The organism is Mesorhizobium sp. M0166 (assembly GCF_040322255.1).
Lineage (GTDB): Bacteria > Pseudomonadota > Alphaproteobacteria > Rhizobiales > Rhizobiaceae > Mesorhizobium.
Window position 1 is genome coordinate 135448 of record NZ_JAMYTD010000014.1, and the last position, 10331, is coordinate 145778.

Annotated in this window: 11 protein-coding genes; 2 read left to right on the top strand and 9 right to left on the bottom strand. The window is 60.1% G+C overall.

All coding sequences use genetic code 11. From position 1 onward, the window contains the following. Positions 1-7 precede the first annotated feature (7 nt). Positions 8-940, top strand: coding sequence for a heme o synthase (locus NKJ46_RS17385; protein WP_352666069.1), 933 nt, complete (start codon positions 8-10; stop codon positions 938-940). A gap of 316 nt (positions 941-1256) precedes the next feature. Continuing rightward, positions 1257-2069 carry a DUF2189 domain-containing protein gene (locus NKJ46_RS17390; RefSeq protein WP_352666070.1) on the top strand — a complete coding sequence of 271 codons (813 nt, stop codon included), beginning with the start codon at positions 1257-1259 and terminating at the stop codon, positions 2067-2069. A 63-nt stretch (positions 2070-2132) separates the two neighbouring features. Here the strand turns inward: NKJ46_RS17390 and NKJ46_RS17395 are convergent, their stop codons facing one another. The 9 genes from NKJ46_RS17395 to NKJ46_RS17435 all read right to left on the bottom strand — a co-directional run bounded on the left by NKJ46_RS17395 (position 2133) and on the right by NKJ46_RS17435 (position 9967). Further along, positions 2133-2606 carry an aminoacyl-tRNA deacylase gene (locus NKJ46_RS17395; protein ID WP_352466993.1) on the bottom strand — a complete coding sequence of 158 codons (474 nt, stop codon included), beginning with the start codon at positions 2604-2606 and terminating at the stop codon, positions 2133-2135. Between the two features lie 144 nt (positions 2607-2750). Further along, positions 2751-3155: a cytochrome C oxidase subunit IV family protein gene (locus NKJ46_RS17400; protein ID WP_352666071.1), complete on the bottom strand. Its 405-nt coding sequence runs from the start codon at positions 3153-3155 to the stop codon at positions 2751-2753. A gap of 10 nt (positions 3156-3165) precedes the next feature. Next, positions 3166-3888 carry a heme-copper oxidase subunit III family protein gene (locus NKJ46_RS17405; RefSeq protein ID WP_023678903.1) on the bottom strand — a complete coding sequence of 241 codons (723 nt, stop codon included), beginning with the start codon at positions 3886-3888 and terminating at the stop codon, positions 3166-3168. A gap of 13 nt (positions 3889-3901) precedes the next feature. Next, positions 3902-4606 carry a cytochrome c oxidase subunit 3 gene (locus NKJ46_RS17410; RefSeq protein ID WP_352666072.1) on the bottom strand — a complete coding sequence of 235 codons (705 nt, stop codon included), beginning with the start codon at positions 4604-4606 and terminating at the stop codon, positions 3902-3904. Next, the gene (gene ctaD, locus NKJ46_RS17415; protein ID WP_352666073.1) at positions 4603-6372 is read right to left on the bottom strand and encodes a cytochrome c oxidase subunit I; all 1770 of its coding nucleotides are present in this window, start codon (positions 6370-6372) and stop codon (positions 4603-4605) included. The genes NKJ46_RS17410 and ctaD overlap by 4 nt, the downstream gene beginning before the upstream one ends. 91 nt (positions 6373-6463) lie before the next feature. Further along, positions 6464-7279 carry a cytochrome c oxidase subunit II gene (gene coxB / locus NKJ46_RS17420; RefSeq protein ID WP_254818347.1) on the bottom strand — a complete coding sequence of 272 codons (816 nt, stop codon included), beginning with the start codon at positions 7277-7279 and terminating at the stop codon, positions 6464-6466. Between the two features lie 406 nt (positions 7280-7685). Continuing rightward, positions 7686-9032 carry a PQQ-dependent sugar dehydrogenase gene (locus NKJ46_RS17425; RefSeq protein WP_352666074.1) on the bottom strand — a complete coding sequence of 449 codons (1347 nt, stop codon included), beginning with the start codon at positions 9030-9032 and terminating at the stop codon, positions 7686-7688. Then, on the bottom strand, positions 9032-9481 hold the full coding sequence (locus tag NKJ46_RS17430) for a DUF2231 domain-containing protein (protein WP_352666075.1): 450 nt from the start codon (positions 9479-9481) through the stop codon (positions 9032-9034). The genes NKJ46_RS17425 and NKJ46_RS17430 overlap by 1 nt, the downstream gene beginning before the upstream one ends. Before the next feature lie 129 nt (positions 9482-9610). Continuing rightward, a complete protein-coding gene (locus NKJ46_RS17435; protein WP_051409696.1) occupies positions 9611-9967 on the bottom strand; it encodes an SPW repeat protein in 357 nt (118 codons plus the stop codon). Between the last annotated feature and the right edge of the window lie 364 nt (positions 9968-10331).

Consider the following 10331-nt stretch of genomic DNA (forward strand, 5'->3'; position numbering starts at 1 on the left):
CGTCTGAATGTCGACTGAAGAAAGCCGCCTCAAAAATACCGGCATCCGCCTCTCGGAGGCGATGGCGGGTGATTTCTTTGCGCTTTTGAAACCACGCGTCATGGCGCTTGCCGTGTTTACTGCCTTCGTCGGCCTGATGATGGCGCCCGGCGTGATGAATCCAGTTATCGCCGTAATTGCCATCGGCGCAATCGCGGTTGGAGCCGGAGCCGCCGGCGCGCTCAATATGTGGTACGACGCAGACATAGACGCCTTGATGTCTCGCACGTCCAAGCGACCAATTCCGTCCGGTCGCGTCACGCCTGGCGAAGCTCTCAGCTTCGGTCTTGTGCTTTCCGCACTGTCGGTCATGACGCTCGGCGTGCTGGTGGGGTGGCTTGCCGCATCGTTGTTGGCGTTTACCATCTTTTTCTATGTCGTTATCTACACGATGTGGCTGAAGCGCTCGACGCCACAGAATATCGTCATAGGCGGCGCGGCAGGCGCCCTTCCTCCGGTGATCGGGTGGGCTGCTGCAACCGGCGCAATCGGCATTGAAAGTCTCATCCTGTTTCTGATCATTTTCCTCTGGACGCCGCCTCATTTCTGGGCGCTGGCCCTTTTCAAGGTCGGCGACTATGCCGCGGCGGGTATCCCGATGATGCCGAATGTGGCTGGGCAAGGCTCGACCAGAAAACAAATCTTCGCCTATTCGCTGCTCTTGGCGCCAATCGGCGTGCTTCCTTGGGGCTTCGGCTTCGCGAGCGGATATTATGGCACTGTTTCAGCCGCCTTAGGCGCAGGTTTCATTTGGCACGCCTGGAAGGTTCTCGTCGCCGACAAGGAGATGAAGCCGGCAAAGGCGCTATTTGCGTATTCGATTGTCTATCTTTTCGCGATCTTTGCGGCGCTGCTTGCCGACACCATTGTAATGCGAGTGGTCGCGTCAGCCGGCTATTGACCCCGGCTCAAAACATCACCTTGGCAGAGCACAAAATCCCAGCAACAGCAGAATAACGACGCCAAGGCCGAGTATGAGAACTGTCCTTCCATCCATGACCTTCACCTTCGACTAGAAGAGCATATCGAAGAACGGCGTCCGGAGCTAGTCAGGCTACCCGCGACCTCTTACTCCCAGGCCTTCCTACAAAGCGCGACAAGTCCCCCGCATGAGAGTATATTGATCATGGTGTAGGTCGCGGTTTGCGTGGGCCAATCATGCAGAATGGCAGCACCGTAAAACGCGACCTTACCGGACCTGGTCTGGAGGAATGGTCATGGCAAGCTTTCACGTGATAGCAGGCGCCAGCGAGACGCTGGAACACACCAGAATTCGAAAAATCGGTGTCTCCGATCTTTTTGATGCGCTGAGGCGTGGCGTCGATGATTTCATGGTCAAGCCGTCGCACATCGTTTTTCTCTGCCTGATCTATCCGATTGCGGGAGTCGTGCTTGCTGTCTGGACATCAGGCAACAACACGCTGCCATTGCTGTTTCCGCTTGTTTCCGGCTTTGCACTGATTGGTCCGTTCGCGGCGATCGGTCTCTATGAGATCAGCCGGCGACGGGAAGCCGGGCTCGACGCCTCGTGGAGGCACGCCTTTGAGGTCAGGAGTTCTCCGGCACTGCCGGCTATCGCAGCGGTCGGCGTCATGCTGCTTGCGATCTTCATCGCCTGGCTTTTGACGGCCCAGATATTCTACCAGGCCCTATTCGGCCCGGCGCCGCCGCAATCGCTGTCCAGCTTCATCAGTGAAATATTCGCCACGGGACGCGGCTGGACGCTCATCATCCTGGGTCATGCCATCGGCTTCGTGTTCGCCGCGGTTGTGTTGTGTACCACGGTCGTCGCATTCCCGTTGTTGCTCGACCGCGATGTCGGCGCCTACGAAGCCATCCATACCTCGGTGCGCGTTGTCCTGGCCAACCCGATCGTGATGGCGGTGTGGGGCCTTATCGTCGCCGTCGCCCTGATCGTCGGCTCGCTGCCAGTGTTCGCCGGGTTGGCGGTCGTGCTGCCGATCCTTGGTCATGCCACCTGGCATGTCTACCGGAAAGTTGTGGAATCGCCGCCGGCCACCAGGCCGTGAGCTGAAAACCTGTCGTGCCCGTACCGGCGAAAGAGCCAGTGCGGGCAGGGCGGGGCAGAGCTTTCAATAGGCCGGGTGGCTGAAACGGGCTTGGCGCGCGTCCTTTGTCAGGTCGCGGAAATCCTTGCCGCTCACATGCACAAGCGTCTTGTGGTCGCCGCCCTCGAAATAGACTTCGGGAGCGTCGCCGAGGCTTTCGTCGAGGACCACCGGCACATCATAGGCAGCGCCGATCGGCGGCACAGCGCCGACGTCGCAATCGCCGAACAACGAGACCACCTCGTCTTCGGAGGCTAGCCCAAGGGGCTTGTCCATGACGTCCTGCAATGTCGCGAGTTCTATCCTGTGCGTGCTTGGAACCACGGCCAGCGCGTAGCCACGGTCGTGGTGAACGACCACCGATTTGGCCATTATGCTGCCGGGCACATGTGCCGCAATGGCGGATTGTCTGCTTGTCGCCGTGCGGTGATGCTCGACGGTGTCGTAGGAAATTCCTTTCCTATCGATAAAATCCTTCAGTCTGTTTGCGATGGTCATCTTGGGCGCCCCTTGCTGGTGTTCGCGACGCATGTGGAAACGCCGGCATCGCCTGACGTCTCCGATACCAACAGAAATGGACCAGCCGTGGATTGTTTCAAGGCGAAGGCTCCAGGACCGGACCGCTTGGAGCCGGATTGCATGTCAGGGCCCGGCCCCGAAAAACGCCATTCGGGTGAGAAGCGTGTAGTCCGCTTCGAAGACCATCATCGTCACGAACACTAGCACCAGCACCGGCGGCAAGATGATTGCATATGTCAGCGCCAGCCGTTCCCAGGCCATGTGCATGAAGATGGCGACGATCAGCCCTGCCTTGAGGATCATGAAGATCAGGATCAGCGACCATCTGAGATAGCCATGGAGACCGAAATAGTCGACCAGATACGAGCAGGTGCTGAGGATGAACAACCACGCCCAGACCACCAGATAGAGCTTGATCGGGTGCTCCTGATGAACCTCCGCTGGGGTAACGCCGGTCGTCGTCGCCTCATGGGTATGGGCGCTGTCCAGCGCATGCTGTCCGAGGCCGTTTGCGGTTGCTTCAGCCATGTCCTGCCTCTCACCAAAGATAGAAAAATGCGAAAATGAACACCCAGACCAGATCGACGAAATGCCAGTAAAGCCCCATGATTTCGACGTTCTCGTAGCGGCCCCTCCGGCTGGTGAAGAAGCCGGGCCGTCCGACGTCGTAGTCCCCGCGCCAGACCTTTCGCGCCACGATGATCAGGAAGATCACCCCGATCGTCACATGCGTGCCGTGGAAGCCGGTAATCATGAAAAAGGATGCGCCGAACTGTGCAGCGCCCCAGGGATTGCCCCAAGGCCGCACGCCTTCGGTGATCAGCTTGGTCCATTCGAAGGCCTGCATGCCGACGAAGGTCGCGCCGAGTGCTGCGGTCAAAAGCATCAGCACTGCCGTCTTGCGGCGGTCGCGGCGGTAGCCGAAATTGACCGCCATGGCCATCGTTCCGCTGCTCGAGATCAGCACGAAGGTCATGATAGCGATAAGGATCAGTGGAATGTCGGAGCCGCCGATGCGCAGGGCAAAGACCTCGCTCGGATTGGGCCACGGCACGCGTGTTGAGATACGCGCGGTCATGTAGGAGAGCAGGAAGCAGCCGAAGATGAACGTGTCGCTGAGCAGGAAGATCCACATCATGGCCTTGCCCCAGGACACGTTTTTGAACGCCCGCTGATCCGAGGACCAGTCGGCGGCGATGCCTTGCCAGCCTGCGGGCCGCGGCTCTGTTCGGCCGATGTGGGCCAGTGTCGTCTCTGCCATCCGCCCGTTCCTCCTAGGTCAGCAACCCTCGGCAAATGTCGATTAAAGTCGAAGCCCAGCCGGCTAGAAGCGCAAAGATGGCGAGCCAGACGAAAAGCAGGAAATGCCAGTACATGGCGCACAGCTCGACACTGAGGCGCAGCCGCTGCGGCTGCGCACCGTTCCAGGCGCCGACGCTCGTTCTGCCCAGCCCGACCAGTCCTCCCAGTATGTGCAGGCCATGCATTCCCGTTAGCAGGTAGAAGAAGCTGTTGGCCGGATTGGACGCCAGAAAATAGCCGTCCGCACTCAGTTCCCGCCATGCCACAAGCTGTCCAATCAGGAAGACGAGCGCCGTGAGTCCGGCAGTGGCGAGGCCGAGCCTGACCATGTCCATTTGACCCTTGCGCGCCGCGAGCGAAGCGCACTGTATCGCAATGCTGCTCAAGATCAGTACGCCGGTGTTAAGCCAGAGCAGGGGCGGGATGGGCAGCGGCCGCCAATCCGACAGTGCCATGCGCATGAAGTAAGCACTGGTGAACAGCGCGAACAGGCAGCCGACGACGGCAAGGAAGACGCCGAGACCGATCTTTGCGGTCGGCAGCGCCGATCGGTCCAGAGCGACAAAATCGTCGATCATACCTTGCTCGAGCCACGGCTTCGTCATTAGCCGCTGATGGGAAAGCCACCACCCGGCAATACCGGCGATCACGAGCAGGAAGACCAGGATTACGCTCATGCCGGCTCCCTGGAGGGCGCGAAGGAGCCCGGAACGTTTTGCGGTATGAAGTCCTCCTTGGCTCCCGGTACGCTGTAGTCATAGGCCCAGCGATAGACGATCGGCAGATCCTTGCCGAAGTTGCCGTGGGCGGGCGGTGTTTCAGGCGTCTGCCACTCGAGCGTCGTGGCCCGCCACGGATTGCCGCCAGCCTCGCGACCATGGCGGATGCTCCAGATGAGATTGAACAGGAACACCAGTTGGGCAAAGCCGACAATGAACGCCATGATGCTGATGAACGAGTTCAGGTGGTGGGCCGATTCCGTCATGATCGTCATGTCGGTCAATTCGTTGTAGCGCCGCGGCACGCCCATCAAGCCGAGATAGTGCATTGGAAAGAAGATCAGATAGGCGCCGAGGAAGGTGACCCAGAAATGGAACCGGCCCAGTGTCTCGTTCAGCATCCGGCCGGTGACCTTCGGATACCAGTGATAGATCGCGCCGAAGATTACGATGATCGGCGCAACTCCCATGACCATATGGAAATGGGCGACGACGAACATCGTGTCCGACAGCGGAACGTCGACGACGACATTGCCGAGGAACAAGCCGGTCAACCCGCCATTGACGAAGGTGACGATGAAGGCCAGGGCAAAAAGCATCGGTATGGTGAGGTGGATGTCGCCACGCCACAGCGTCAGCACCCAGTTGTAGACCTTGATGGCTGTTGGAACGGCGATGATCAATGTCGTGGTGGCGAAGAAAAAGCCGAAATAGGGATGCATGCCGCTGACATACATGTGGTGCGCCCAGACCACGAAGCTCAGCGCGCCGATGCCGACGATGGCCCAGACCATCATGCGGTAGCCGAAGATGTTCTTGCGCGCATGGGTGCTGATCAGGTCGGATACGATGCCGAAGGCCGGAAGCGCCACGATGTAGACCTCCGGATGGCCGAAGAACCAGAACAGATGCTGGAACAGGATCGGGCTGCCGCCGCCATGCTGCAACTGTTCGCCCATCTCGACGATCGCCGGCATGAAGAAGCTGGTGCCGAGCGCCCGGTCGAGCAGCATCATCACGCAGGCGACGAACAGCGCCGGGAAGGCGAGCAGCGCCATGACGGTGGCGGTGAAAATACCCCAGACAGTAAGCGGAAGGCGCATCAGCGTCATGCCGCGTGTGCGGCCCTGCAGCACCGTCACGACATAGTTCAAGCCGCCCATGGTAAAGCCGACGATGAACAGGATCAGCGAGACAAGCATCAGGATGATGCCCCAGTCCTGGCCGCCTGGCGTACCGGTCATGATCGCCTGCGGCGGATAGAGCGTCCAGCCGGCACCCGTCGGTCCGCCAGGCGCAAAGAAGCTCGACACCAGGACCAGCACGGCGAGCAGATAGATCCAGTAGCTCAGCATGTTGACATAGGGAAAGACCATGTCGCGAGCACCAACCATCAACGGGATCAGATAGTTGCCGAAGCCGCCCAGGAAGAGTGCTGTGAGCAGGTAGATCACCATGATCATGCCGTGCATGGTGATGAACTGGTAGTAGGCCTCCGGGGTGATGAAATCGAATGTGCCGGGGAAGCCGAGCTGCAGCCGCATCAGCCAGGATAGCACCAGCGCGACCATGCCGATCGCTGTCGCCGTCGCCGAATACTGGATGGCGATGACCTTGGCGTCCTGCGAGAAAACGTATTTCGTCCACCAGCTGTGCGGATGGTAGAGTTCCATTTCCGCGACTTCGGCCGGCGGTACCGCATCTGCAGGTGTGATATCGACCATAGGAACACCTCCGTGCCCTTTTCGGCCAGTCCGACAGTTCGGGCTTGCCGCAGTAATTTCAATCCCGACGGCGCACCGTCGTTCCGGTTTCCTACTCTGCCGAGCCCATCTGCTGGGGCGCGGACAGCTGCGCAAAAGTCTGCTGCTGGCCAAGCCATGCCAGATAGTCTTCCTGAGTATCGACCATGACCACGCCATGCATCATCGGATGTCCCTGGCCGCAGAGTTCGGCACACAGGACCTGGAAGGTTCCGGTCTTGGTCGGAGTGAACCAGAAATAGGTGACCGAGCCCGGGATCATGTCCATCTTGGCGCGGAATTCCGGCACGTAGAAATCGTGCAGCACATCGATCGAGCGGAGCAGCATCTTGACGGGTTTGCCTACCGGGAGGTGCAGGTCGGCCGCTTCCACTACGACATCGTCCTGGCCGTTGGCATCGGTGGCGATGACGCCGAGTGGATTTTCAGCGTTGACGTCGCGGGTGTCGGATGTGCCGAGCTTGCCGTCCTTGCCGGGGAGGCGGAAACTCCATTGCCACTGCTGGCCGACGACTTCGACCTCGGTTGCGTCGCTTGGAACATTTACGAACCGGCTCCAGACGAACAGGCCGGGAACGAGCAAAGCCGTGACGCCAACTGCGGTGACGACCGTCAGCCAGGATTCGAGGCGCCTGTTCTCAGGTTCATATGCCGCCTGATTGCCTTCCCGATGACGGAAGCGGAAGACGCAATAGGCCATGAAAAGAACCACGGCGGCGAAGACGACGCCGGTGATCCAGAAAGTTATGATGATGGTGTTGTCGATATAGTCCCAGTTCGAGGCAATCGGCGTCCACCACCATGGGCTCAGGAAGTGGAACAACACCGAGCCCACGACTATCAGAACGAGTACAAGCGCAACGGCCATGTCCCGGTTCCTCCCGGTATTCCAAGCGGCGCAAGCCGTCCCGGGAAATACCAAGTGCATCATAACTTGATTTGCGATGAAAATTCTAGAGCCGGCTGTGGGAAGAGCAAAAATACCATTTCTCGGCGCTGGCGGTCCTTCGATTCGGCGGTGATCAGCGGCAGGCCTTCATCCACCTCCAGCTCAGCCACCCGATGGCGAGAGCGGCAAGCATTGTCAGCGTCGAGTAACCGGCAAGGGCGGGCACGCCGAATATGCCGGCAGTCACCGGAACGGCGATCGTCGGGGATCGTCGCGCGCAGGTTCTACAGGAACAGCAGCATGACGAAGAGCGTCAGCACGATTGCTTCGAGCAGTGTCCGTTCACCTGCTCGACCGACAGCTCGACGAAGGGAGTGGAGCCACCTTATTGGCCGGCAGATGTCACCCGCCAAACTGTGTTGCCAACGTCGTCAGCAATGAGCAGGGCCCCGGTTTTGTCGACAGCCAGGCCGACAGGCCGGCCGCGCGCCTTGTTGTCCTTGTCCAGGAAGTCAGTCACCACGTCGGTAGCGACGCCGCTCGGACGGCCGCCGCTGAATGGTACGAACACCACCTTGTAGCCATTGAAGCGCGTGCGGTTCCAGCTGCCGTGCTCGCCAACGAAGGCGCCGCCGCGATATGCCTCGGGAAGGCCGGTTGCCGTATAGAAGACCAGTCCCAGAGGGGCGACGTGGGAACTCAGTGCATAATCCGGAACGATCGCTTTCGCGACCAGGTCCGGACGCTGGGGCATGACGCGGGGATCGAGATGCTGGCCATAATAGCTGTATGGCCATCCGTAGAAGCCGCCATCCTTTACCGAGGTCAGATAATCCGGCAGGAGATTGGGGCCGAGCTCGTCGCGCTCATTGATCACTGCCCAGAGCGCGCCGGTCTGCGGCTCCCAGCTCAGGCCGTTTGGATTGCGCAAACCGCTGGCGAAAATGCGTGACCGGCCGGTGGCCCTGTCTACCTGCCAGATGGCGGCGCGGTTCTTCTCCGCCTCAATGCCGTTTTCGGCGACGTTGCTGTTCGAGCCGACGCCGACATAGAGCAGCGAGCCGTCGGGGCTTGCCACCAGGCTCTTTGTCCAATGGTGGTCGATCGGGCCGCCGGGCGGGGCGGTGAGCGGCGTTCCGGGCGCGGTGATCTTTGTGTCACCGGTGTTGTAGGGATAGCGGACGATGGAATCGGTATTGGCGACATAGAGATCGCTTCCCACCAGCGCCACGCCGAAGGGGGAGCTCAGGTGGTCGAGGAATACGCTGGTCAGCTCCGGCTTGCCATCGCCATCGGCGTCGCGCAGCAGCGTAATGCGATTGCTCGGGCCGCTGTCGCCGCCCGAGGTGACCCAGGATTCGATCCAGCCCATCACCAAATCCTTGGGCCGTTTGATCGGTTCGCCACCCGGCGCTTTGGACTCGACCACCAGGACGTCGCCATTGGGCAGCACATAAAGCGACCGCGGATGCTGCAAGCCGTGGGCAAAAGCCTGGATCTGCAATCCCTGCGCGACTGTCGGCTTTTCATCGTTCTTCCATCCGACCACGGAAGCGAGATGCATAGGCGGGAAGAAATATTGGATCGGCTCCGGCAGGTTTGGATTCGGCCCTATCTGACTGCCGGGATCCGGGTCGTTGCCGCTGCACGCTGCAAGAGTGATCGCCGCAGTGCAAATAAGGACCGACACCGCGATGCGCCTGGTCTGACCGATGGAGCTTGCTACGCGCATCAATCCGCCACTCCGACGTGATGCCGGTACACCATGGACCAGCCCAGCCAACCAGTGAAGATGAGGATGAGCACGACAACCGCCGAGAGGATCAAGCCGGTGGGAACGATGGAGGTCCATGCATCGCGGGTGTGCACGAGCATGTTGATGATGGACAATGCCAACGCCAGCAGATTGCCGAGCACGTGCGGCCAGGCGGGGGGCTGTGCCCTTATCAGCGGATTAGCCAGGAAATCGATCAGCCCCGCGATCGCTGCAAGGCAGCCCATGATCACGCCGACGGTAACCAGCCAAGCGGAGAAGTCAGCCCACATCATCTCCGCTGTTCGCCAATAGGCCAGATCCGTCAGCAGGGTGCCGACGAAGCAGGCGATCGGAAACGGCACGAGCATCGGATGAATAGGATGTCCCGCAATCCTGGCCGTCGAACGCGGATTGTCACGGACCATAATGCGCAATCCTTCTCAGTTCTCGCCCAAACAAATTGCCATCCGGCCTCCGGCGGCTGTTGCCGAGAGGCCGGCAGACGACCCGTCGATCCGTCAGGCCCAAGAAAGGGCGCTGGCTGGCTGCGCCTGCTAGGCGGCGGACTGGGTCGGCGGGTTCTGGTACATCATCCAGAGCTCGATCGCGGCCAGGACGGCGACCAGAATGCCGATCACGACATGCACGGTCATCGCCGTTGTCGCCTGGAATCCAAGCACCCAGGGAGACACGAGGACCCACAGTCCGACGACCAGATTCACCCACTCTTCCCACACGGCAAATGCCGCGAGGGCGGCAATCGAAAGCACGACGATCAAGATTCCGCTGCCGAGGGCGTTCTGCGTCTGCGGGCCTGCCGCAAAGGCGAAGATCCAGGGAGAAAAGAACAGAATTGCCCCAAGGATCAGGTTGGCTACGTCACAGAGCCTGGCGTTTGTCCACTGGTTCATGGCATCCTCCATAAGGAGCGTTTATGGCTCCCGAGTTCGGCAAGGTGGTGCCTGAGTTCGGCGCGATACGCCCGAAGCCGCTCACTCCGTGTCACGGCAGTGCCCTTACCCGGCCGGAGTTGCGCATCTGGCGAACTCCAGTCAAATCCGGCTATCTAACTGAATTCCGGGCATTATGTTCCATTGGGCGCCGGCACGTCTGGATCAATTGATGGTGATCGAGCAAATCCAAACCTGCCTATCAGGGGGCGGCGGGGCGGCGGCGTGTAGCTCATTCTGTCTTTTTATCGAGCCGGTGAAACATTTCTCATGGATCGCAGTTCTTGGATCCAGAGGAGTTGAATAAGGGCAACCTATTGCACGC

Coding starts and splice junctions, on each gene's coding strand:
- NKJ46_RS17395 (WP_352466993.1), bottom strand. CDS start 2,606: ATGACCATCGCAAACAGACTGAAGGATTTTATCGATAGGAAAGGAATT.
- NKJ46_RS17410 (WP_352666072.1), bottom strand. CDS start 4,606: ATGAGCGTAATCCTGGTCTTCCTGCTCGTGATCGCCGGTATTGCCGGG.
- NKJ46_RS17405 (WP_023678903.1), bottom strand. CDS start 3,888: ATGGCAGAGACGACACTGGCCCACATCGGCCGAACAGAGCCGCGGCCC.
- NKJ46_RS17430 (WP_352666075.1), bottom strand. CDS start 9,481: ATGGTCCGTGACAATCCGCGTTCGACGGCCAGGATTGCGGGACATCCT.
- ctaD (WP_352666073.1), bottom strand. CDS start 6,372: ATGGTCGATATCACACCTGCAGATGCGGTACCGCCGGCCGAAGTCGCG.
- NKJ46_RS17385 (WP_352666069.1), top strand. CDS start 8: ATGTCGACTGAAGAAAGCCGCCTCAAAAATACCGGCATCCGCCTCTCG.
- NKJ46_RS17425 (WP_352666074.1), bottom strand. CDS start 9,032: ATGCGCGTAGCAAGCTCCATCGGTCAGACCAGGCGCATCGCGGTGTCG.
- NKJ46_RS17435 (WP_051409696.1), bottom strand. CDS start 9,967: ATGAACCAGTGGACAAACGCCAGGCTCTGTGACGTAGCCAACCTGATC.
- NKJ46_RS17400 (WP_352666071.1), bottom strand. CDS start 3,155: ATGGCTGAAGCAACCGCAAACGGCCTCGGACAGCATGCGCTGGACAGC.
- coxB (WP_254818347.1), bottom strand. CDS start 7,279: ATGGCCGTTGCGCTTGTACTCGTTCTGATAGTCGTGGGCTCGGTGTTG.
- NKJ46_RS17390 (WP_352666070.1), top strand. CDS start 1,257: ATGGCAAGCTTTCACGTGATAGCAGGCGCCAGCGAGACGCTGGAACAC.